The sequence below is a fragment of the Ligilactobacillus salivarius DSM 20555 = ATCC 11741 genome, from assembly GCF_001435955.1.
Taxonomy (GTDB): Bacteria; Bacillota; Bacilli; order Lactobacillales; family Lactobacillaceae; genus Ligilactobacillus; species Ligilactobacillus salivarius.
In genome coordinates this window covers 1-24,809 of sequence record NZ_AYYT01000014.1, presented here as the reverse complement: position 1 = coordinate 24,809, position 24,809 = coordinate 1, and the positions used below count along the sequence as shown (strand labels likewise).

The 24,809-nt window shown below is 33.5% G+C and carries 22 protein-coding genes; 18 read left to right on the top strand and 4 right to left on the bottom strand.

The genetic code is table 11. The features are described from left to right. Positions 1 to 21 precede the first annotated feature (21 nt). Both FC55_RS06850 and FC55_RS06845 read left to right on the top strand, forming a co-directional pair. A complete protein-coding gene (locus FC55_RS06850) occupies positions 22 to 1,113 on the top strand; it encodes a DUF4767 domain-containing protein (RefSeq protein WP_081036617.1) in 1,092 nt (363 codons plus the stop codon). A gap of 18 nt (positions 1,114 to 1,131) precedes the next feature. Beyond that, positions 1,132 to 1,827, top strand: a complete 696-nt coding sequence (locus FC55_RS06845; protein ID WP_003699616.1) for a hypothetical protein — start codon at positions 1,132 to 1,134, stop codon at positions 1,825 to 1,827. Positions 1,828 to 1,894: 67 nt separating this feature from the next. Here the strand turns inward: FC55_RS06845 and FC55_RS06840 are convergent, their stop codons facing one another. The 3 genes from FC55_RS06840 to FC55_RS06830 all read right to left on the bottom strand — a co-directional run bounded on the left by FC55_RS06840 (position 1,895) and on the right by FC55_RS06830 (position 5,056). Next, positions 1,895 to 2,824 (bottom strand): DMT family transporter, encoded by a 930-nt coding sequence (locus FC55_RS06840; RefSeq protein ID WP_003699615.1) that lies wholly within the window; start codon positions 2,822 to 2,824, stop codon positions 1,895 to 1,897. 63 nt (positions 2,825 to 2,887) lie between these two features. Then, positions 2,888 to 3,709, bottom strand: coding sequence for a Cof-type HAD-IIB family hydrolase (locus FC55_RS06835; protein WP_035149565.1), 822 nt, complete (start codon positions 3,707 to 3,709; stop codon positions 2,888 to 2,890). Positions 3,710 to 3,724: 15 nt separating this feature from the next. Then, complete coding sequence (locus FC55_RS06830) at positions 3,725 to 5,056, bottom strand: HD domain-containing protein (protein WP_003699611.1); 1,332 nt, start codon at positions 5,054 to 5,056, stop codon at positions 3,725 to 3,727. A 215-nt stretch (positions 5,057 to 5,271) separates the two neighbouring features. Here FC55_RS06830 and FC55_RS06825 point away from each other — a divergent pair, with 215 nt between their 5' ends. The 9 genes from FC55_RS06825 to FC55_RS06785 all read left to right on the top strand — a co-directional run bounded on the left by FC55_RS06825 (position 5,272) and on the right by FC55_RS06785 (position 13,114). Continuing rightward, positions 5,272 to 5,940, top strand: coding sequence for a type 1 glutamine amidotransferase (locus FC55_RS06825; RefSeq protein WP_003699610.1), 669 nt, complete (start codon positions 5,272 to 5,274; stop codon positions 5,938 to 5,940). Between the two features lie 102 nt (positions 5,941 to 6,042). Next, entirely contained in the window at positions 6,043 to 6,480 is a 438-nt protein-coding gene (locus tag FC55_RS06820) for a YwiB family protein (RefSeq protein ID WP_003699608.1), read from the top strand. A 45-nt stretch (positions 6,481 to 6,525) separates the two neighbouring features. Next, positions 6,526 to 7,116: a DNA-directed RNA polymerase subunit delta gene (gene rpoE, locus FC55_RS06815; protein ID WP_011475701.1), complete on the top strand. Its 591-nt coding sequence runs from the start codon at positions 6,526 to 6,528 to the stop codon at positions 7,114 to 7,116. A 174-nt stretch (positions 7,117 to 7,290) separates the two neighbouring features. Further along, positions 7,291 to 8,889 carry a CTP synthase gene (locus FC55_RS06810; protein ID WP_003699606.1) on the top strand — a complete coding sequence of 533 codons (1,599 nt, stop codon included), beginning with the start codon at positions 7,291 to 7,293 and terminating at the stop codon, positions 8,887 to 8,889. Between the two features lie 111 nt (positions 8,890 to 9,000). Then, complete coding sequence (locus FC55_RS06805; RefSeq protein ID WP_003699605.1) at positions 9,001 to 9,201, top strand: LBP_cg2779 family protein; 201 nt, start codon at positions 9,001 to 9,003, stop codon at positions 9,199 to 9,201. Between the two features lie 255 nt (positions 9,202 to 9,456). Next, positions 9,457 to 10,728, top strand: a complete 1,272-nt coding sequence (locus tag FC55_RS06800) for a UDP-N-acetylglucosamine 1-carboxyvinyltransferase (protein ID WP_003699603.1) — start codon at positions 9,457 to 9,459, stop codon at positions 10,726 to 10,728. 10 nt (positions 10,729 to 10,738) lie between these two features. After that, positions 10,739 to 12,022, top strand: a complete 1,284-nt coding sequence (rho, locus tag FC55_RS06795) for a transcription termination factor Rho (RefSeq protein WP_003699600.1) — start codon at positions 10,739 to 10,741, stop codon at positions 12,020 to 12,022. Between the two features lie 105 nt (positions 12,023 to 12,127). After that, complete coding sequence (locus FC55_RS06790; protein WP_003699599.1) at positions 12,128 to 12,376, top strand: type B 50S ribosomal protein L31; 249 nt, start codon at positions 12,128 to 12,130, stop codon at positions 12,374 to 12,376. Between the two features lie 81 nt (positions 12,377 to 12,457). Next, positions 12,458 to 13,114 carry a hypothetical protein gene (locus FC55_RS06785; RefSeq protein WP_003699598.1) on the top strand — a complete coding sequence of 219 codons (657 nt, stop codon included), beginning with the start codon at positions 12,458 to 12,460 and terminating at the stop codon, positions 13,112 to 13,114. A gap of 24 nt (positions 13,115 to 13,138) precedes the next feature. Here FC55_RS06785 and FC55_RS06780 read toward each other — a convergent pair whose 3' ends face one another. Further along, positions 13,139 to 15,505, bottom strand: a complete 2,367-nt coding sequence (locus tag FC55_RS06780; protein ID WP_003699597.1) for a helicase C-terminal domain-containing protein — start codon at positions 15,503 to 15,505, stop codon at positions 13,139 to 13,141. Positions 15,506 to 15,787: 282 nt separating this feature from the next. Between FC55_RS06780 and FC55_RS06775 the strand changes: the two genes are divergently transcribed. From FC55_RS06775 to FC55_RS06745, 7 genes are all read left to right on the top strand, one after another. Next, a complete protein-coding gene (locus FC55_RS06775; RefSeq protein WP_003699596.1) occupies positions 15,788 to 16,411 on the top strand; it encodes a WxL domain-containing protein in 624 nt (207 codons plus the stop codon). 17 nt (positions 16,412 to 16,428) lie between these two features. After that, complete coding sequence (locus FC55_RS06770; RefSeq protein ID WP_003699595.1) at positions 16,429 to 17,475, top strand: DUF916 and DUF3324 domain-containing protein; 1,047 nt, start codon at positions 16,429 to 16,431, stop codon at positions 17,473 to 17,475. Positions 17,476 to 17,483: 8 nt separating this feature from the next. Next, complete coding sequence (locus FC55_RS06765) at positions 17,484 to 19,217, top strand: hypothetical protein (protein WP_003699594.1); 1,734 nt, start codon at positions 17,484 to 17,486, stop codon at positions 19,215 to 19,217. Positions 19,218 to 19,399: 182 nt separating this feature from the next. Then, complete coding sequence (locus tag FC55_RS06760; RefSeq protein ID WP_003699593.1) at positions 19,400 to 20,713, top strand: NCS2 family permease; 1,314 nt, start codon at positions 19,400 to 19,402, stop codon at positions 20,711 to 20,713. A gap of 146 nt (positions 20,714 to 20,859) precedes the next feature. After that, a complete protein-coding gene (locus FC55_RS06755; protein WP_035149557.1) occupies positions 20,860 to 21,630 on the top strand; it encodes a TIGR02452 family protein in 771 nt (256 codons plus the stop codon). Positions 21,631 to 21,767: 137 nt separating this feature from the next. Then, positions 21,768 to 23,138 (top strand): UDP-N-acetylmuramoyl-tripeptide--D-alanyl-D-alanine ligase, encoded by a 1,371-nt coding sequence (locus FC55_RS06750; RefSeq protein WP_003699588.1) that lies wholly within the window; start codon positions 21,768 to 21,770, stop codon positions 23,136 to 23,138. Positions 23,139 to 23,273: 135 nt separating this feature from the next. Next, complete coding sequence (locus tag FC55_RS06745; RefSeq protein ID WP_003710747.1) at positions 23,274 to 24,752, top strand: DEAD/DEAH box helicase; 1,479 nt, start codon at positions 23,274 to 23,276, stop codon at positions 24,750 to 24,752. The last annotated feature ends 57 nt before the right edge of the window (positions 24,753 to 24,809 follow it).

Here is a 24,809-nt window from a genome sequence, read left to right as displayed (position 1 = left end):
ATAGAAAAGGATAGATTGCTTATGAAAAAACTCACTATCATTAGTTCAGTCATACTAAGTTCATTACTCATATTGACTGGTTGTGGATCTAATTCTAGTAAGAAGTCAAATGTAACTTCTAAGGTTAAAGTTGTTAAACAATCATCAAGTAAGAAAAGTCAAAAAGGTGTAGCTAAGAAGAAATCAGGTTCTTTATGGAATAACGATAAGGACAGCCACCTAGAAGATTTTATGAAACAATGGGGAGAGGTCATGAACCAAACCTACACAAAGTATGATGGAACCAATAATATTCAAACGGCTTCAGGAATGAATTATCCTCAAGATTTTAATAGTGCTACAGTAAATGGACAAAATATTTCAATGGCATGGGATAAAAAAGGAACAGGTAAAAATGATTACAATGTTGTAGCCATCTATAACTACAATAAATCTTCAAGTTCTAGTATAACTTATGCATTTACTTTAGCTGATGGTGAACCTATTGTTTTAGTAAATGAGGGTAGTGGGAATAACTGGAGTGAAACTAAGAATAAATCACTTAAAGAAAATTTCGTGAACATCTTTGATGGTAAAGCTACTCATGTTGAAAAGCCAAAAGTATCATCAAGTAGTAGTGCAAAAAGTTCGAGTTCGACTAAAGCAACAGAAGATTTAGGTGAAGGACGTGGGGGATACGTAACTACACCGGAAGCGATGAGAGGAACATGGTATTCTAAAAGTGAATATGGAATGAAAAAATTAGTGATTTCTGAACATGAGATTACATATACTGATTCAAATGGGCAAAGTGGCCGGACGATCCTATATAAGAAAACAATTCCAACTCCTGACAATGTAAGTGAAGAAGAAGTTAAGGATAAAATGGAATGGGGCGATGCACGCTACGTAAATATACATGGATTGCAATATATTAATGTTTTAGGATGGTTCCAAACAGCTGGTGCAGGGGCAGATTACGCTGCACATACAGAAGAAATAAATGGCAATAAGGTTCCAGTTGTTGTTGAAGGTGGTGGAGCTGGATATTGGACATTTTCTGTTTATTATCCAAGTGAAGATTTAGCCAACCAACAAGGTGATACTAAATACGAAGATTTATATTACCAATAAAAAGGATGGGGAAGATTAATGAAAAAGACCATATGGGTTATTTTTGCAGCTTTAAGTACTTTATTGATTTTAACTGGTTGTAGTTCAAATTCTAGTGAACACAAGTCAAGTGCTAGTTCTAAAGCAGAATTAGTAAAGAGTTCTTCAAGTAAGAAGAAACATTCTGAAAAGAAGAAAGAATCATCAAGTGAAAAAGAAAGTTCATCATCTAGTTTGTCATCTGAAGTATCATCAAGTAGCAGTACTCAAAGTTCTGAAGATCTAGGAGAAGATCGTGGAGGTTATGTGACTACACCAGAAGCGATGAGAGGAACATGGTATTCTAAAGGCGAAGATGGAATGAAAAAATTAGTGATTTCTGAACATGAGATTACACTTATTAGTGCAGATGGCGAAACAAACCATGCTGTTTTATATAAGAGAACTAAAGATACGCCTTCTGATGTCAGCGAATCTGAACGTCAAAGTAAGGAAGAATGGAGAAGTGCTGGTAATATAGGCACTAATGGTATCAGCATGAGAGGCTGGTATCAACTTCAAGGCGGTGGTGAACATTTCTTTGCACATGAAGAAGAAATTGACGGACAAAAAGTACCACTTGTTCTTTACGGTTTTGGGGCAAACGATCTTACAGATTATGTTTATTATCCAAGCGAAGATTTAGCTAACCAACAAAGTGATACTAAATACGATGATATAAATTATAAATTTTAAATCATAGCCAATAACAAAAGACTGATAATCTATTTTAATTTTTATAGATTATCAGTCTTTTTAATATCTAGATAAAGTGCAGTACGACTACACCAATAAACATAGTAATAAGGCCTAAGATTCTCATTAGATTAATAGGATTAACCTTGGAATGAAGTAGGCCCCATTGATCAATAATTGCACTGAAGAAAAGTTGCCCGAATAATACTAATACAATTACTTGACCAGTACCAATTTGTGGAACTAACCAAGCACATCCTAAAACATATACGGCACCTAAAAATCCTCCAATCCAAAGCCACCATTGCTTACTAAAATCTCGGTAAGCTAACTTTAAATTCGAAATCTGTACAGGAAGGATCAGCACAATAATTATTAGCAATAAGGCACCAACTGTAAATGAAATCATCGCAGCATGTAATGATGATTTTAAAATAACGCCTAAGTGACCGTTAATAGCAGTTTGAGTAGCCATTAAAACACCTGCGAATATTCCTAATAATTGATAAGGTAGTAAATGATGTTGCTTTTTAGCCATTTTATCTTTAGGCATGAAAGCTCCTGTTGCTAGTAGCATACCACCTGCCACCAACACTAAACCAACTAGTTTGATAATAGTAAATTTAGAGATTGGAGATTTAAACAAACCAAATTGATCAATAATTTGGCCCATGACAATCTGTCCAAAGATAGGTAGTACAGCTGTTTGAACGCTACCTAATTTAGGAAAAAGCAAAATGTTGGTAGTTAAACCAATTACTCCCAAAACACCACCTAGCCAAATCCACCAAGGGTTGCTAGTAATTGTGGTCATATTTACTAAAGGAGAAGTACCTGTAAGTATGAGCAGGATATTTAAAAAGATAGCCCCAACTACAAATGAAACCATTGAAGCAAGAAAGGAAGAGCCAGATACACTACCTAGTCTGGAATTAATTGCAGTTTGGATAGCTAGTCCACTTCCCATAAAAACAGGAATTAAAGCTAGTAGTAACATGTAATCACATCCTAATAATTGTTACCCTTACTATACAAGTTAGAGTTAGCTATAAGTCAATGATTAATCTTCAAAAACAAATTTTTCAATAGCTTTAGCTAAACCATCATTGTTGTTAGTATCAGTGACATAATCAGCTTTTTCTTTAATTGTATCAATCGCATTTCCCATCGCGATACTAAATCCACCTTTTTCAATCATAGAAAGATCATTATTTTGGTCACCGGCAGTTAAAATTTCGCTAGCATCAATGCCTAAATGCTTTCCTAATTCGATAGCTGCATTTCCTTTTGTAGCTAGAGGATTCATAAATTCAAAGAACCATTTTTCGCTACGGATGCAATCAAATTTATCTAGCAAATCTTTAGGCAAGTTAGGTAGGGCATTATCGATATTTTCTGGATAATCGGCCCACATAATTTTAGCAATTTCGATATCTTTAGGTACTTCTGTTACAGGACGATACCTAAGTTGCATATGAGTATAGAAAGTATCTAAAACAGAATAATAGTTAATATCAGGAGAAGTAACAAATAATTGAGAATCAGTAGTAATTGTCTGCATATTAACTTTTAATTCCTTACTAATAGCGTCAAGACGTTTGAAATCAGAAAAGTCTAATAAATGTTTGAAAATAGCTTTACCAGATTTAGCACTAACAGCTTGGGCACCATTATGTGTAATTACGAAATTGTCGTCATTATCCAGACCTAATTGAGTTAGGAGATTAGCGACACCACTTAATGGACGACCTGTACATAAGACAACATAAATACCATTAGCTCTTGCTTTTTTTAAGACTTCGATTGTCTTAGGTGAAAGATTTTTAGCGTCATCAACTAGTGTTCCGTCGATATCAGTTGCGATCATTTTAATTTTACTCATGGTTAATTTCATCCTTTACTTTTTGATTAATGTGTCATTTTTTAGATAACTCTGAAACTCAGAATATATTGGACCGAATAATTCCAATTGCTGTTCAGATGATTTCATTTCTTTCGGAAAGAAGAAACGTTCATCGCCAGAAACTTTACCAGAAATAGCGGCTACTAAATTACTTACTTGAGATAATTCAACTAACAAGCCATCTTTTTGCATAAGCTCTATTTGAGTGCGATGCTTATTTTGCGATGGTGAATAAGTGTCGTAAGGCAAGTCAAAACTATCATTGGTAGCTGTATAATATTCACTATCAAATCCGGCATCGGCCACTAATTTTCGAAGAGTAGGGAGTAAGTAACGAGTATCTTCGCTTACTCTTACAGATTTGAAAGGTTTGCGATTTAAGAATCGATCTGCCAGATCACTCAAAATTTTATCATCACTATCTTGCCAAAGTGAGAAGTAAGAATTTAAAACACCATCATCAAGTTTCAAGTAGTCTGATAAACTAAAATCACCTTCGAAAAATGGAAAGAGTAGATTAGTTGGACCTAGACAATTTGTTTTACCATTTTTATAAAGATACTTGGCACGTTTTAATAAGTGACTCAGAATAACTTCAATTGAGCGTGATACAGGGTGGAAATACACTTGTTGATACATTTGGAAACGACTAACGATGTAATCTTCAACAGCGTGCATACCACTCATATCAAAGCTAATTCCATCAGAGTATGGTTTCATAACTCTTAAAATTCTAGTTAGATCAAAAGTTCCGTAATTTGTACCAGTGAAATAAGAATCTCTTAAAAGGTAGTCCATTCGATCAGCATCAATTTGACTAGAAATCATTTGAACAACTTGAGGATTAGGGTAGCTTTTTTCAATAACGCTCGCAACTTTTTCTGGAAAATCGGGAGCCACTTTGCGTAAAACAGCATTAACTTCAGAGTGAGATGAAGTAATAATTTCAGTCGTCATTTTTTCATGATTGGTATGAAAAATATGTTCAAAAGTATGTGAATAAGCTCCATGACCAACATCATGTAAAAGTGCTGCACATAAAGCTACTAATCTTTCATCATCATTCCAAAGACCGTCTCCTTTTTCTTTTGAAGGGTAGTTACGTTGAAATAAATCACAAATTTTGCGAGTAATTTCGTAAACACCGACAGAATGGGTAAAACGAGAATGTTCAGCACCATGAAATACATAGTTTGCGACTCCTAATTGTCGAATGCGGCGTAAACGTTGAAATTCTCTAGTATTAATTAAATCTAAAATAACTTGGTGTTGAATGTAAATGTAATTATGGATTGGGTCACGAAGAACTTTCTCCATAGGTAACATTTGATGTTTGTAATCGGAAATCAAAAATTCCCCTCCTAGGTTCCAAATATAATGTAATGGATTTCAATATTAATACTAGCATAAAATACTAATTTAAATCAGATTAATGCCATTTAAATTGAAAAAAATAATATCTAAGCTATAATATATTTGTAAATATAGGTATTTGCAGGCGAAACCTACTCCCAACCTTGCCGTCGATAGAAAGGAAAAACATGAAAATTACTGTTTTGCAACACACTCCTAATGAAGGCTTAGGCATGATTAGAGATTATGCTCATTTGCATAAGCATGAGTTATATGTTTATCATCCTTATCAATTTGGGATTTTACCACAAGCAAACGAGATTGACTTTTTAATAATTTTAGGTGGACCTATGAGTCCTAATGATGATTTAGATTGGATTGTGCAAGAAAGAAAAATAATTGCAGAACTGTTAGCTAGAAAGAAGCCAATTATTGGATTCTGTTATGGGGCACAACAAATTGCTAAAACTTTAGGGTATAAAGTAACTAAATCACCATACAAGGAAGTTGGTTGGGCAAAAGTTTATCGACAATGTGATATTGATTTAGAATTGCCTGACAGTTTTACTGCATTTCATTGGCATGAGGAAATGTTTGAGGTACCACAAGAAGCTAAATTGTTATTTAGTAGCGATTTAGTTAAAAATCAGGGCTTTATATTGGGAGATAATGTAGTCGGTCTGCAATTTCATTTTGAACAAGATGAAGATTCTGTGCGAGAAGTAGCTTTGAATGATGGTAATTATGCACTACAAAATAATGCATTACATCAAACTCCAGAAGATATAATAAAACATGGAGTACCTAAGGGAAATAAAGAAATTTTGTTTAAATTACTGGACTATTTATTAGTTTAAGATAGAAAATAAAGGGCAATTTAACTTCTATTTTGGAAGTATTAGTTGTCTTTTTTGCATGTAATCACAAAATATATAAATTAACTTTGAAGGAAGGATCATATGGAATTAAAGAATGGAACACCTATTGTTGTAAAAGTGGAAACAATTCGTAAACAAGATGGTGAAGTATCCAAGTATACTGAGACTTTTAATGGACAATATGTAAAAATGGGATCAAATATTTATTTGCGCTATCAAGAAAAGCATGATCAACATGGGGATGCAACAGTAACCTTTAAGATCACTGATGATGGTGAAGTTCAATTAAATCGTCAACAAGGCGAGATGAAGATGCGCTTGTATTTCGCTAGTCAAAAGAGAGTATCAACCACATATAAAACACCATATGGGGTAATCCCAATTGAAACTTTGACCAATAAAATCAATATTTCCAAGAAAGATATGCCAATTTCTGCTAAAGTAGAAGTAGATTATTTACTATATTCCCAAGAAAAAATTGTTGGGGAATACAAAATTAGATTGCAATTTACTGCTTAATATTGTAGTATGAAGAGTAAACTGTTTGAAAGGACGTGTACCAGTTTGGAGCTTGAAAAATTCAAAGATGCAAATAAAGATGAATTGTCTATGATTGAAGTAGCCCACGAGATTCTACATCAACGTGGTGAAACAATGGCATTTGCTGATTTAACTAACGAAATCCAAGTCTATCTTGGTAAGTCTGATGAAGAGATTCGTGACCGTCTAGCACAATTCTATACAGATTTGAATATTGATGGTAGCTTCATTTCATTAGGGGATAATGTTTGGGGGTTACGTTCATGGTATCCATACGATTCCATTGACGAAGCACTCGTTCATGGCGAAGACGAAGAAGACGAGGAACGTCCACGTAAGAAACGTAAGAAAGTTAACGCCTTCTTGGCCGATGTTTCTGATGATGATGATGTTATCGACTATGATGACGATGATCCAGAAGATGAAGATCTTGACAATGATTATGATGATGAAGATGATGACGACGATGAAGGTAGTCATGAATTAAAACAATATACTAAAGATTTAGATGATATTGATGATGGCGATGATCCAGAAGATGAATTAGCTGACGGAATTGAAGGTCAATTAACAGAATTTTCTGACGCAGATCTTGATGAAGAAAATCAAGATTAAGATTTAATTCTTGACGTGTGCCTAAAGAGTATGTAGAATACAATACGGGCACTTCATATAAGTTATGAAGTAAAGAACGGATAATAAGGCTCCCTATTCAAAGATAAGCGAATAGGGAGTTTCTTGTTTTTGTGATAGTCCTTAAATAATTAATTTAACACAAGGAGAGTTATAATGACCAAGTATATTTTTGTTACTGGTGGTGTTGTTTCCTCATTAGGTAAAGGAATCGTAGCTGCATCACTCGGACGTTTGTTGAAGAATCGTGGCTTGAAAGTTACAATTCAAAAGTTTGACCCTTATATCAACGTAGATCCAGGGACAATGAGTCCATATCAACATGGAGAAGTTTTCGTGACAGATGACGGTACAGAAACGGATTTAGACCTTGGTCACTATGAACGTTTTATTGATATTAACTTAAACAAGTATTCTAACGTAACAACAGGTAAGATTTATTCTGAAGTGTTGAAGAAAGAACGTCGTGGCGATTACTTAGGTGCAACTGTTCAAGTTATTCCACATATCACTAACATGATTAAAGAAAAAATCATGCGTGCAGGTACAATCACAGATGCTGATGTAGTAATTACAGAAGTTGGTGGTACTGTTGGTGATATTGAATCATTACCATTCTTGGAAGCTTTACGTCAAATGAAGTCTGAAGTAGGTAGTGAAAATGTAGTTTATATCCACACAACACTTGTACCTTACTTACATGCTGCTGGAGAAATGAAGACTAAGCCAACACAACATAGTGTTAAGGAATTACGTGGTTTAGGAATTCAACCAAATATTTTAGTTGTACGTACTGAAAAGCCAATTTCTCAAAGCATGCGTAATAAGATTGCTAACTTCTGTGACGTTGAACCAGAAGCAGTAATTGAATCTATGGACGTAGATACACTTTACTCAATTCCATTGAATCTACAAGCTCAAAACATGGATGAAATTGTATGTAAGAAATTACACTTAGATACACCTGCTGCAGACATGACTGAATGGGCTGCTTTACGTGATAAAGTTAAGAATCTTTCAGGTGAAGTTAAGATTGCTTTGGTTGGTAAGTATGTTCAATTACCAGATGCTTACATTTCTGTTAACGAAGCATTGAAACATGCTGGATACACAATTGATGCTAACGTTAAGATTGATTACTTTGATTCTGAAAAGCTAACTGCTGAAAATGTTGCTGATGAATTGAAGGATTATGATGGTGTCATTGTTCCTGGTGGCTTTGGCGATAGAGGTCTTGAAGGTATGATTCAAGCAATTCGCTATGCTCGTGAAAATGATGTACCTTACTTAGGTATTTGCTTAGGTATGCAAATGGCATGTATTGAATTTGCTCGTGATGTTGCTGGTATTGAAGATGCAACAACTGGCGAAGTAAATCCAAAGGCTGCTAATAAGATTATTGACTTGATGGCTGATCAAGAAGATGTTGAAAACATGGGTGGAACACAACGTTTAGGTCTATACCCATGCAAGTTGAAAGCAGGTTCTGTTGCTTCTGCTGCATACGGTAACCAAGATGTAATTCAAGAACGTCACCGTCACCGTTATGAATTTAACAACAAGTATCGCGATGAATTGGCAGCTAAAGGTTTAGTATTCTCTGGTACTTCTCCAGACAACCGTTTAGTTGAAGTTGTTGAAATTCCAGAAAACAAATTCTTTGTTGCTGCACAATATCATCCAGAATTCTTATCACGTCCACAACGTCCAGAAGGTCTATTCCAAGCATTTATTAATGCTAGTGCTGGTAAGTAATATTGATTTAAAGACAATATATCTGTATTTAATTATGGATATATTGTTTTTTATTATCCAATTCTGTAAATTGTGCTATGATTAAATTGTATAGAATTGGAGGTAGGGAAAATGGTAGCTAGAGAGTTAAGTCCATTTGCAAAATCAATCATTGAATATCAAGAAAAAAATCATTTAACAGATGCTGATTTTTCTTTGGAAAGTCATCGCTCAGTTGAAAGAATCCATGCCTTGAAGACAATGGAAGCTGAACCTACTAACGATGAGTATCGCGAAATTACAGCAGTCATTAATGGACAAAAGCTGGATTAAAAATAGATAGAGACTACTTTCAAATCTGTTGATGATTTGGAAGTAGTTTTTTTAATATATTGTTATATATGTAATAATTATTCCAGTAATATTAGTTAATGTTAAATATTAATGAAAACGCCGTATTATCGTTGAAAACAGAGCGTTAATCTTGTAAGATAAAGAGAAGAGTACGCTCTGTGCATCATGAAGCTTTATAGTGATTAAGGATGCACCATTTAATGATATTAAATTAGATAGAGGATAGATAAATAAATGAAAAAAATGATTGTTAAAGGTAAGCAGACCTTATCTGGAGAAGTAACTGTTGGAGGTGCTAAAAATAGTACAGTGGCACTAATTCCAGCAGCTATTTTGGCGGACACAGTTGTAAGATTTGATAGTGTACCGGATATTTTAGATGTACATAATTTGATGATTATTTTAAAGTCTATGAATGTTTCTTCCCATTTTGGACATGGGGAATTGATGATAGATCCTACTGAAATCAAGAAAGCTCCACTTCCTGGTAAAGCTATTAGAAGTTTGCGAGCTTCTTATTATTTCATGGGAGCTTTGTTAGGTAGATTTGGTGAAGCAATTGTTGATTTTCCTGGTGGCGATAATATTGGTCCACGTCCTATTGATCAACATATTAAAGGCTTCGAAGCTTTAGGTGCAAAAGTTGTAGAAGAAAAAGATAAAGTATATATCAAGACTGGTCCTGAAGGTTTGAAGGGTGCAAGAATCTTCTTTGACTTAGTTTCAGTAGGGGCTACAGTTAACGTCTTATTAGCAGCAGTTAAAGCTAAAGGAACTACAATTATTGAAAATGCAGCTAAAGAACCTGAAATTGTTGACTTAGCTACATTTTTAAATAATATGGGGGCTCGAATTCGTGGAGCTGGTACAGATGTTATTAGAATTGAGGGTGTAGATGAATTAAGAGCTACAAATACTCATACAATTATTCCTGATAGAATTGAAGCAGGTACATACTTAGCATTTGCAGCAGCAAACGGTAACGGTGTATTAGTAAAAAATGTTATTACAGAACATTTAGATCCATTCATCGCCAAGTTACAAGAAATGGGTGTACGTTTAGAAATTCATGAAGATAGCATCTATGTTCCTGGTGGCGATTTATTAGTCCCTGTCACAGTTAAAACAGCTCCTTTCCCAGGTTTTGCGACAGATTTGCAACAACCACTAACTCCACTATTATTAAAAGCACAAGGTAGTTCTAGAATTATTGATACATTATATCCTGAACGTGTTAAACATATTCCTGAAATGCGTAAAATGGGTGCAAAGATTTCTAGTAAAGATGGAATTATTACTGTTAAGAGATCTAAAGACTTACTAGGAACAACAGTTGAAGCTAGCGAAATTAGAGCTGGAGTATCATTACTAGGTTTAGCATTAATGGCAGAAGGAACAACTGTGATCACAAAGGCTGATAATATTTTACGTGGTTATGACAGAATAGTAGATAAATTAAAGGGTCTGTCTGTAAAAGTAGAAATTATTACAGATAACCGAGAATAGGGGAAATGTAATGGCGACATCTGAAAATAAAGATATCAAAGAATTAACAATTGCTGAATTGGAAAACATGACGCTAAAGGAAATCTATAATTACGCAAGAATTTATAAAATTCCTTACTATAGCAAAATGAATAAAAAAGAATTATCTCTAGCGGTAATTCGAGCACAAGCAAATAAAAATGGTTTCTATATGAAAGGAATTTTAGAAATAGTTCCTAATCAAGATGGCTATGGATTCTTGAGACCTATTAATTATGGACCATCACAAGAGGATATCTATATTTCAGCATCACAGATTAGACGATTTGGTTTAAGAAATGGTGATGAAGTTGCAGGGACCGCTCGCCCACCTCGACAAGGAGAAAAATTTTATGGAATTTTACATGTTGATTCTGTAAATAATAAGGATCCTGAAGAAGCTAAGAAACGTGATCATTTTCCAGCTTTAACGCCAATCTATCCAGATAAACAGATAGAATTGGAAACAATTAAGGGACAATTATCTACACGTGTAATAGATTTATTTGCACCAATTGGATTTGGTCAACGTGGTTTAATTGTTGCTCCACCTAAAGCTGGAAAGACTAGTTTGTTAAAAGCAATTGCGAAGGGAATTTCTGCAAATTATCCAGATGCAAAATTACTATTACTACTAATTGATGAACGTCCAGAAGAAGTTACAGATTTAGAAAGAACAGTTAACGGTGAAGTTGTTTACTCAACTTTTGACCAACGTCCTGAAAATCATGTACGTGTAGCAGAATTATTATTGGAAAGGGCGATGCGATTAGTTGAAGATAAACAAGATGTTATTATCTTATTGGATTCTTTGACTCGTTTAGCCAGAGCTTATAATTTAGTAGTTCCGCCAAGTGGACGTACACTTTCTGGTGGGATTGATCCAGCAGCTTTATACAAGCCAAAGAAATTCTTTGGAGCAGCACGTAATATTGAAGAAGGCGGAAGTTTGACGATCTTAGCGACTGCATTAGTAGATACTGGTTCTCGTATGGATGATGTTATCTATGAAGAGTTTAAGGGAACTGGGAACCAAGAACTTCACTTATCACGTGAATTGGCAGAAAGAAGAGTCTTTCCTGCAGTTGATATAAAGCGTTCAGGAACAAGAAAAGAAGAATTATTATTATCACAAGAGAAATTGGATGCATTGTGGAAATTGCGTAAAAACTTGAGTAATGATTTAGTTTCTGACACTGAACAGGTGCTACAACTTTTACGTAATTCGCAAGATAATACTGAATTTTGTGGTAAAATTGAAAAAATGATGAAATAAAAAATTTATTGCAGAATGTTTTGAAACATGTTATTATGTTTCTTGTTGTAATACACAGAATAACTCTGACTCAGCAAATGACTCAGGGCAAAGGAGCGAAATGAAATGAAACAAGGAATTCATCCAGATTACCATGAAGTTGTTTTCATGGACTCTGCAACAGGTTATAAATTTTTATCAGGTTCTACAAAGAATTCTGAAGAAACAATTGAATGGGAAGATGGCAACACATATCCATTGATCCGTGTTGAAATCTCTAGTGATTCACACCCATTCTACACAGGTCGTCAAAAGTTTACACAAGCAGACGGACGTGTGGATCGTTTCAACAAGAAATACGGTTTCACAAACTAAGATTGTGGATAACTTGTCAAAAACTGTTACTTGCCTCATAATTAGGTGGGTAGCAGTTTTTTTTGTGAGGTGAATTATAATATGAAAAAATTTAATTGGTCATTTGACATAATTATGCTAATATTTATTGAAATTTCAATGCTGGTATCATTAGTTTCAAGTTTTATTGAACATAAAAGTATGTTATACATAGCAGAAACAATTGCAGGGATTTTACTAGCTTTAGCTCCTGTGATTGCCTCAAGCCTTTTTAGATTTAACTTGCCTAAATTCCTAAATGCGTTTTATTTATTATTTATATATGGTTCAGTTTATCTAGGTACATTATTGCATTTTTATAGCGTGCCTTATTGGGATAAGGGACTTCATTTAATAAGTGGAGCCTTACTGGCTAGTTTTGGATTTTCACTATATGGCATGCTTGTTCCTAAGCACTTAAGAGAACATATGCCAGCTGGATTCTTAGTACTTTATGCATTATCGTTTGCAATTTTTTGTGGAGTGTGTTGGGAATTTTATGAGTTTACTTGCGATGGTTTATTTGGAATGAACTTACAGCGTTATGCTAGCAGTGCAGGAAAAGCTTTTGTAGGTCGAGCAGCATTGATGGATACTATGGGAGATCTAATTGCTGATACTATCGGTGCAGGATTGCTATGTATTTATGCATATTTTAATATTAAACGTTCATCACGATGGTTACAGGGATTTTATTTTCATAAATCATTTAGATTCTAATAAAGACAGCTAAAATTTTGAGTTTTAGCTGTCTTTATTTTTATTCCAAAATGTAGATAAGTTTTGTTCAAGTTTATATTGATTGTGAATAATCTGTGCATATTTCCAATGTGGTGGGAAAAATTTCGCATATCTAGAAGTAGCAAAACGATTGTCTATTAAAAGGACTACACCTACATCAGTAGAACTTCGGATAACACGACCAGCAGCCTGGAAAATATTATTAAGTCCAGGAAGTTGATAAGCATATTGAAATCCATCTTTTTGTTTATTATTGAAGTAATTTTGGAGTTCATTAGTTTCTTTACTTAATTTTGGAAGTCCCACACTAACTATTGCTACACCGCTTAGACGATTACCTTTTAAATCAATTCCTTCTGAAAAACTACCACCTAATACAGCAAAACCGACTAAAATTTTAGTTGGATTTTCAACGAAATAATTCAAAAAATCTTCCTGTTGTTCTCTAGTCATATCGTTTTCTTGAATTACAGTGTCAATATGTGGATAAGCTTGATTAAATGCCACAACTACCTGCTTCAAAAAAGTATAAGATGGTAAGAAAATCAGATAATTCCCTTGCTTAGTAGCAATCATAGTGTGAATAGCATCAATAATTTTTCCAAGACTTTGCTGCCTTTGTTGATAAGTAACAGGAATATAAGATGTTATTAACAAGTTAAGATTACTTTCATCGAAAGATGAGGATAGCTGGTATAACAAACTGTTATCAATTAATCCAAACATTTCTTGGTAGTAATTTAATGGTGACAAAGTCGCTGAAAAAAGAACAGCACTACCTCCCAAGTTAAGACTATTAGCAATCAATTCACTAGAATCTAAGCAAAACACCCTAATTAGTAACTCAGAATTTTCAGTAATAAATAAATGTGTTCTAAAGCTATTATTGTAATAATCACTAATCTTAACAAAGGCATAAGCGGCGAAGAAAAATTCCAGTAAGTCATCTTTAAGAGAAAAATGTGGGTTTTCTGCCAGCCAATCAGTAGTAAAATCACAAAAATACATTATTTTTTTTGTCAGTGAGGCAAGTTTTTCCTCAATTATTACGTCAGCTTGTTGATAATTAACTAAGGGTTCCTTAATCAAATCAAAATCATTTAAAAGAGTATTTAGCTTATCCACAATCTTTTGGGGTGGATGTGGCAGCGTTTGGAGTTTGTCTAATAAATCCTTGATTTGTTGTGAAGAAATTTCTTTAGTATACATATCTCGAGAACGACTAACTAGATTATGAGCTTCATCTAACAAAAAAGTATAATCATAGTTTCTTTCTGTAAAGAATCGTTGTAACTTAACTAAAGGATCAAAAAGGTAGTTATAATCGCATATTACTACATCACAAGAATTACTAATATCTAGAGAAAATTCAAAAGGATCAAGCATATGTTTCTTAGCATAATTTTCCACAATTTTCCGGGTAATCACTTTTTCATTGGTTAAAATATCTATCAAAGCTGGTCGTAGGCGATCATAATAACCCAAGTAATAAGGATTTTCATCGTCTGCCAAATCTAATTCTTCAGGAAATGTAATTTGCTCTTTAGAAGTTAGGGTAATTGCAGTAATAGAAAGTCCATGTTTTACCAATAACTGTAAAGTTTCTTCAGCTACTTTACGAGTGCTTTGTTTAGCAGTTAAGTAGAATATTTTTTGACATTTTTTAGTACCTAAAGCCTTGACTGCAGGAAAAATAGTTGAAATAGTTTTCCCAGTTCCAGTAGGGGCTTCAACTAATAATTTTTTATTTAAAGCTATTGTTTTATAAACTGCAGCAGCAAATTCATGTTGATTTTTCCTATAAGATGAAAATGGAAAATCCAATTTGTTAATAGAATGATCGCGTTCTTTTTGGAGTTGATGCTGAAGTTTTATCCAATTTGTAAATTCCGCAATAATGTTGTCAAAGAAATTTTGAGCATCAGTTTGACTAATAACCTGAGTTTCTTCAGAAATTGTATTATCAGTAGTTTGTACATAAATCAATTTAAGAGATAATTCTGGCAGTTGCTCTTGTTCCATAATTATATGAGCGTAAATTTTAGCTTGAGCCCAATAAAGTTCGAGAGTATTAGGAGCTAATTCTGAAAATTCAGGACTAGAAGTTTTTATTTCGATAACTTGTTGTGGTCGGTCATCGATATATTTAATTCCATCAGCTCTTCCATGAATAATCCAAGTTTCACCATCAATGTCTAATTCTTTTTTCAAAGCAATTTCCGATTTTGTATCATTAGAGAATTTTTTCTGTAATCGTTGATGAATGTTGATCCCATCTAAAGCAGTATTTTGTGAATTAGTATTAGATGTTAAATTTCCTTTTTTCAGGATAAATTCAACTAATTTTCTAACTCCAATAGAGGTTGACATAAAAAATCCTCCTTTCTATAAGTATAAGGCTAAGTAATGTTATTATAAATAATAAACTTATAATCGATTAAAATAAATGAATTTGTTAATAAATAAAAATAATCTCCATCAAAATAAATGAATTTCAAATAAGGGCCATCATAGCAATGATAGCATGATATTTTAAAATCGATATGTATAGATAATAAAAAACATTTTTCTCAAAATGTCTGATGTTATGTTGTTTAAAAGTGTTATAATATGGTTGTAAAAAATATAATTTTTTAGGAGGTAGTTAATATAATGAAGTTATTTTCAAAGTTAAATTTATTAACATTAGCTCTCGGTGGAGTTTTAGTTTTGAGTGTACCAGCAGTGAAGGCAGATACTAACAATCAACAGAGTACAGCAACTCTTAATATTCAAGATGAGAGTACAGATACAACTGCTAAATTATCTTTAGATGCTGTGCCTAGTTTCCCATTTAATACTGTTAAAGCAGGTACTATTTTTAGTGGTGGTACAACTGAATCAAACCTATCCGGTAACAATACTGTTGTAGTTAATGATACACGTTTAAGCAGTGGAGGTTGGAACTTAGCAGTTACAAATACAACTGCTTTTACAAATGGCAATAGTAAAATTAATGGTACTATTACCTTTACACCACTTACATTTCAATTTTCTGATGGAGCTGCTGAAGGTTGGACATGGACTAATTCAACAACAAGTTTAGCTTTACCAAATAGCACTTCTAATCAAGTAGCAACTTCAACAGGTGCTAAAAAAGGTACAGCAACTTCTGAAATTAAACATGCAAGTTTGAAATTCAACGGACATGATGCAATTGTTCCTGGTAGCTACACAGCTAATTTGACATGGAATTTAACTGCAGCAACAACAGATTCATCAAAAAAAAGTGAATAATATTAATTAAGTTAGGTATGATAAAGTTGAAAACAAATTCGATAGTAAAGCTATGTCTAAGCATTGTACTATGTATTTGTTTTTTACAGTTACCACATGTAAATGCTGATAATATATCTAATAATGCAGCTGAATTTACAATAAGTCCTGTATATTCTCATGAACAAAAAGAGGATGATGCAGGATATTTTGATTTAAATGTAAAAAAATCAACAACGGTACCTGTAAAAGTAAAGATTTCTAATTTGAACAAAAATCAAGATATAGAGTATTTGATTAAAGTTGGAAATGCAACTACAAATGACAATGGTACAATCAATTATACTAATTTCAAAAATAAAAAAGATACGACAGCAAAGTATCAACTTACAGACTTCATTTCTAAAACAGAGTTGAAACAAAAAGTCACAGTAAAAGCTGGTTCAAGTTCTGAAGTTACAGTAAATTTAAAAGTGCCAAAGCAAAAATTTCCAGGGACGATTGCTGGGGGAATTTATGTAGAACGATTGACGAATGCTTATGTTAATGAAAAAAGTGGTATGAATACAAGAAATCATTTTTCTATGACATTACCAATTATTTTAACTGAACAAGCTAAAGTCAAACGAATTGCTAAAATGGAACTAGATAAAGTAACGGTGAAGAATGGACCTGAAATTACTGCTAAATTACATAATGTGAAACCAGTAATGTTTGGTAAGTTATCAATAGATTCAAAGATAACTAAGAAGAATCACACGAAAACATTGGTTCACAAGAGTGTAAATAATTATCAAGTAGCTCCTAATTCTAGTTTTAATTTTTTATCCTCCGATAGTAGTAACCAACTTGGAGCAGGTAAGTATACAATAGATATGCACCTACAATCAGGTAAAAGAAAATGGCATTTAGTAAAAGACTTTACAATTACTGCCCAACAAGGTGTGCCATTGACTAAGCGCACAGGTTGGTTAGGAATTTCAATGGTAATGTGGATAGTAATACTAATTCTAGTAATTATCATTGTAGGATTGGTAGTAGTGATAGTAAGACAAAAGCAAAATTTAAAAACAAAGGATAAGTAGTGATTTATATGTTAAGACTCAGAGAAAATGGTAGATCAACTTGGATGTGGTTACTGTTAGGAATAATTGTGGCAATGTTAGGAGTCAGGTATGTGTATGCTGATAATATTGATACTTCTTCTACTACTTCTTCCATTACGACATCGACAACTGCAAATTCCTCGTCGGCTTCTTCATCTCCTATAGTTGGGGCAACATCATCTGCAATAGCTTGGCCCACAGAATTTGCTCAATGGACGCAAGGTGAAAAACGAGGTGTTTTTTCACCTAATCCATATGGATATATGGTAGATTCTAACAATTTAATTAGTGAAAGTAAGGATGGAAATAATATCTATCTGAAGTTTAATCTAATTGCGTTTGGAAGTTGGGATAAATCACAAACAAAATTCTATATTTTATCAAAAACTAATGATCAATATAGCGGAAAAGATTTGAATAGTGATAATGTAACCATAAATAAGGTAACATCATATTCTAGGTCAGCTTTATGGGAAGTTAAGGTTAATATTCCAGAAGATAGTGGAGACGAATTTCAATTGTGTATGTATGACAATAGTAGTACAGGTTTCCATGAAACAAATGGGGTAGCAGATGATAGTACATACAAGTATATGTTGATCAGTCCAGTAATTGGATGGCATCAGATTAGTGTTACACGAATAAATGTATCAAGAGAATACTATGTGGGGGAATCTAGTAATTTAACCTTTAGTTCACCAGCGGTCCAAGGTGATTCAATTATAACTGTAAATAATAATTTTTTTAAAAATGCTAGTACAGTTGTAGTTGGTGCTCAGACAGTAGATAGTAATGTACTTAAAACTTCATATACGATTTATAGTGATGCAGAAGCAATTGAAAATCAAATTGAAGGTTTACTTCCGCTAAATAATGATGATTATGGTTTACGAGCGACTATGACGTATAACCTTCCTTCCGCACCACAGAAGACAGAATTCTTTTATGGTGGATTAAGAAACATCGTTTTAGATGACACTAATTTATCAAAGACAACAGTTAATACTAAAGATTATTTATACGGGAAGTATGTTGATACTATTATTTCTGATATTGGTAGTAATCTGACATATACTTGGTATTATGCAACTAGTGATAACGAGAGTTCATTAAAAGAAGTTGGTAAAGATTTTAGTGATACTAAGAATAGTACGGGGATTCTGGGAAGTGATTGGATGAGTTTTCCAGAGAATAGTTCTTTTTTGAAATATGTTGCTACTCAAAATAGTGAGGATAAGAAAGTTTATTTGATGATGAAAATTAGATTTGGTGGAGATTTAAAGGCGTTAACTAATCCAATATTGGTTCAAATTCAAACACCAACTTTAAAAGTTCCAGATAAGATAGATTTCGGAACTATTCCAGCAAAGGATATCTATAATGGCGGAAGTTTTGAATCTTTAACAAAGAATGATGACAACATTTCTGTCTCTATTCCAATTGTAAGTAAGAATGTTTGGCAGGTTTCGGCTAGTACTGAAGAAACTGGTAATAACAGTATTGCTAAGTTGAATGGACAATTAAATATCTTTGGTAAAAACTTAACGACTACACCAGTAGAAGTTGCAAGTGTAGATGAAACTGGTAAAACCGTAAAATTACCTTTGAATGCTAAAGTAACTTTCAAAGGTTATCACAATCCTTTGGCAGCTGGAACGAGCTTTACAGAAGATATTAATTGGAATTTATCTCCAAAAACAACAGTTAGTGCGTCTGAATAGGAGAATTATCGCTAATTACGAAAAAAATAGTGAAAACTCAATTGAAAGAATGGGTTTTCACTATTTTTTTTAGAATGTTTTGGTAAATACTATTTACAATATTCGTGTTTTAGTGTATATTTACATTGTAAGTTAAGTTGAATGTACTTATTTCTTATTAAAACCGAAAGAGGAGAATTATTGTGAAAGATAAAATTATTTCATACTTTGGTATTGATAAGCACGGTTCCACAATTAGACGTGAAATTTTAGCCGGCTTTACCACATTTATTTCAATGGCGTACATTTTGTTCGTTAATCCGACAGTTTTAGGGGCTGCCCATATGGACAAAGGAGCTGTATTTACAGCTACAGCTTTGGCTAGTGCCTTTGGATGTTTAATGATGGGACTTTATGCTAAGTATCCTATTGCAACAGCTCCAGGATTGGGTGTTAATGCATTCTTCGCTTATTCAGTTGTTATTGGTATGGGTATTCCATGGCAAACAGCATTAGCTGGTGTATTTGTTGCAGCCATTATTTTCTTATTAATTACAGTATTTAAGTTACGTGAAATGATCATTGACTCTATTCCGCAAGACTTGAAATATGCTATCTCTGCTGGTATTGGTTTATTCATTGCTTTTATCGGTATGAAGAGTGCAGGCATTATCGTTGCTAACAAATCTACATTAGTTGGTTTAGGAACATTCCAAGGTCAAACATGGTTATCAATTATTGGTTTTGTTTTAATGGCAGTATTAATGTTATTAAACGTTCCAGGTGCAATCTTTATCGCTATGCTTGTAGCTGCAATCATTGGTATGGTAACAGGTTTAATTCCAGCACCACATCAATTCATCTCATCTGCTCCAAGTTTAGCACCAACATTTGGTCAAGCAATCAAGCATGTTACAGATATTAATACAATGCAATTAGTCGTAGTTGTAATTACTTTCTTATTGGTAACATTCTTCGATACGGCTGGTACATTAGTTGGTTTAGCACAACAAGCTGGTTTCATGAAGGATAACAAGATGCCTCGTGTAGGTAAGGCTTTACTATCTGACTCCAGTGCTATGTTAGTGGGTTCTGTTTTAGGTACATCTCCAATTGGTGCTTATGTTGAATCATCTGCTGGTATTGCGGTAGGGGGACGTACAGGTTTAACGGCTGTTACAACTGGTGTATTGTTCATCTTAGGTATGTTCTTCTCACCATTGTTAACAGTAGTTACATCATACGTTACAGCACCAGCTTTGATTATGGTAGGTGTTTTAATGGCAGGTAACATGGCACGTATTAGCTGGGATAAGTTGGAAATTGCTATTCCATCATTCGTTATTCTTGCAACTATGCCATTAACATACAGTATCGCTGATGGTATTGCATTAGGTGTTATCTTCTACCCAATCACAATGATTACTGCAAAACGTGGTAAAGAAGTTCCACCTTTGATGTATGTATTATTCTTCGTATTTTTAATCTTCTTATGGATTTTGCAAACAGGCGAATAATTAATTTAAATGAATAACAAACAAGCAGCATTAACTTGATGAATAATCTCGTTAATGCTGCTTTTTTGCTACTAAGATAAGAAATTTGAGTTTTATTTTTTATATGATAAAATTAAAATTAGATTAAAAAATAGAGGGGTGAAATGATGAATAAAGAGAGATTACAATTATTAGCGCATAAAACGATGAATATATATCAAGTAGAAATGCGACAACTACCACAATCTTCGGAATTAATTACAGAATTACCTGTAGAAACGGAAACATTAAATCAATATGAAACTAAGATAGTGGTAAAGGATGAAAATTTACTTTATAGAATTTTTAAGGTTCCTGAAGATAAGAAACTAGGAGTAATGAGTTTTGCAAGTCCGGTTACAATTGGCGGAAATTTTCAACATGGTGTAAATGCGCAAGAACAAACAATTTGCCGAAATAGTTTTCTATACCCAGAGTTAAAGAAGTACCGCAGGACATATTATTATCATAATATTCAAAACCCCAATGATTTTTTATTTAGTCCATATTTAATTTATGCTAGTGATATTAAATTTATTCGCGATGAAAAAGAAGACCAAATCTTGAAAGGAAAGTTTGCTGATGTTGTATCTGTGGCAGCACCTGATGTAACTTCAATGCGAGAAAATAATAAAGTTTTACCGGCAGAAAAGATTGCTGAAGATATATATAATAAAGTTTTAGCAACTTTGCGTGTTTTCAAAAATCATGAAACTAAAGTTTTAATATTAGGTGCTTTTGGTTGTGGTGCATTTGGAAACGATCCACAGATGGTAGCAAAAATATTTAAGCAAGTCCTAGATAGATCAGAGTTCAAGGGCATATTTGAAGAAATATATTTTGATATTATGAAAAATCCACAAGTTTTGAAAATTTTTGAAAATACTTTGAAAGATTGATGATAAATCTAAAGCATTACTCTGGTTAATATGTTACAATGATTTAGAACTCTAAATTGGTAGATTACTATAATTATAATGATTAAGAGGTTAAATATACCTGCAAATTGATAATATTGAAAGGGAGAGGTTTGAGCATGAAAATGCAATTAGCCGAAGTAGCACGAGCACTCAATATCGAAGCTAAAGAAGAATGGGAAGATATTTCAATTACAAGTGTTTGCTTCGATAGCCGTAAAATCGAGTCTGGTGCTTTGTTTATTCCTTTGGTGGCTGAAAATGATGGTCATAAGTATGTAGAAGCTGCAATCAATGGTGGGGCAGTTGCTACACTATGGCAAGAAGATCATTCTGAAAATATCCCAGATAGTATTGCAGTATTACCTGTTTCTGATACTTTAGTTGCTCTACAACAATTAGGTAAGCATTATTTAATGAAAATTAATCCTAAAGTAGTAGCTATTACAGGAAGTAACGGAAAAACTACAACAAAAGATATGACAGCAGCAGTGTTGGCTACACAGTTCAATGTTCATAAGACTTTTGCTAATTTCAATAATGAAATTGGAGTACCTATGACAATCTTAAGTATGGAACCTAATACAGAAGTTCTAGTAGTAGAAATGGGTATGGATCGTTATGGTCAATTGGATTTTTTGAGTAAATTAGCTGAACCTGATGTTGCAGTAATTACTATGATTGGTGAAGCGCATATAGAATTCTTTGGAACAAGAGATCATATTGCTGACGCTAAGATGGAAATTACACATGGTTTAAAAGAAGATGGAGAATTGGTAATTAATGGTGACGAACCATTATTGACTACAAAAGCTAAAGAAGTTAGTCAAGAAGTACTAACCTTTGGTAGCCTTGATAATAATGATATGCGTGCAATGGATATTGTTAGTGATGCTACTAAGACAAGTTTTAAAGTAGCAACTTGGCCTGAAGTAGATTTCACGATCAATATGATTGGTGCATATAATGTTTTCAATGCTTTAGCAGCTTTAAGTGTGGGTAATATTTATCATATACCAGTAGATAAGATGCAAAAAGCTTTAGCATCATTTGATTTAACAGCCAATCGAACAGAATGGTTAGAAGCTAAAAATGGTGCAAAGATTTTGAGCGATGTATATAATTCAAATCCAACAGCAGTTAAAGAAGTTTTATATGCTTTTGAACAAGTTCCAACTGAAGGAAAGAGAATTATTGTTCTAGGTGATATGCTTGAATTAGGTGAGAAAGCTGCTGAAATGCACAGTGATTTAGCCCAAGCTATTAATCCTGATAGAATAGACAGTGTCTATCTATGTGGAGAACTTATGGGGTATTTAGCTGAAAAATTAAGAGAGAAATTTGATGAAACTCAAATTCATCACTATCAAAAAGATGATTTACTAACTTTAACTTCTGATTTAAAAAATGAATTAATGCCTGATGATATTGTTTTATTAAAAGCTAGTCACGGAATTCATTTGGAAAACGTTGTAAGTGAATTAATTTAAGCATTGAATGCCAATCTAGAGTAAATTTATGATGAGAAAGAAGCCTTAATAATGGCTGAACGTTAATAGAAGCCGAATGAATGGTTATGACGCGCAAGACCATTTCGGTTTCTATTGTTTTTAGGAGGAAGAATTTTGAAATTTGGCGAATTAGGATTAGATAAAAGTTTGTTAAAGGCTGTAAAGAGAAGTGGTTTTGAAGAAGCTACTCCTATTCAAGCAGAAACAATACCACTTGTTTTAGCTGGTAATGATGTAATTGGACAAGCACAGACAGGTACCGGTAAAACTGCAGCCTTTGGTTTGCCAGTATTACAACAATTAGATTTGGATTTGAGACAAATTCAAGCAGTAATAATCTCACCAACTCGTGAATTAGCAATTCAAACACAAGAAGAACTTTTTCATTTAGGAAAAGAAAAAAGAGCTAAGGTCCAAGTTGTGTATGGCGGAGCTGACATTAGACGTCAAATTAAGCAACTTGAACAACACACACCACATATTTTAGTAGGAACACCAGGACGATTACTTGATCATATTCAAAGAGGAACAATTAACTTGGCTCATGTTAAACATTTGATTTTAGATGAAGCTGATGAAATGCTAGACATGGGATTCTTGGATGATATTGAAAAGATTATCCAAGCAGTACCAGCTGAACGTCAAACTTTATTATTCTCAGCAACTATGCCTAAAGAAATCTTGAAGATTGGCGAAAAATTTATGGTTAATCCACAAATTGTAAAAATCAAAGCTAAAGAGTTAACAACAGATTTAGTTGATCAATATTTTGTGAAGACAAAAGAATTTGAAAAATTCGATATTATGACTAGATTGATTGATGTTCAAGCTCCTGAATTAACAATCGTTTTTGGTAGAACTAAGCGTCGTGTTGATGAACTTTCTCGAGGTTTAGAAGCACGTGGTTACAATGCAGCTGGCATTCATGGTGATTTGACTCAACAACGTCGTATGAACGTATTACGTAAGTTTAAAAATGGAGATTTGGATATCTTAGTAGCAACTGATGTCGCAGCCCGTGGTTTAGACATCTCAGGAGTTACTCATGTTTACAACTATGATATTCCACAAGATCCGGAAAGTTATGTTCACCGTATTGGTAGAACTGGTCGTGCAGGACACCATGGAACTTCCGTAACATTTGTTACACCTAACGAAATGGATTACCTACGTGTTATCGAGAAATTAACTAAGAAACGCATGGATCCATTGAAGCCACCAACTCAAGATGAAGCATTTATTGGACAAGTTTCAAGTGCTTTAGATGATATTAAAGATTTAATAGCTGATACAGATACAGAACGCTATGAAGCACAAGCACAAGCACTATTGGAACAATATGATGCAGTTGAAGTAGTAGCAGCCTTTTTGAATAATATGACTAAGAAGGATGCTTCTGATGTTCCTGTTAAGATTACACCAGAAAAACCACTACCTCGCCGTAAAAAAGGTCGTCGTAATGGAAATTATCGTCGCGGTAATGATAACTTTAAGCGTAGTAAGAGATTTAATAAGCACGATAGAAATAATCGTGATAATAAGCGCAGAAGTGGCAAAAAAAATAGATTTACTATTAGAACAAAGAAAGCTTAATTAAGTTTAATGACGATTTGGCGGAAATTCCCTTACTTTAGTGAGGGGATGGATAGC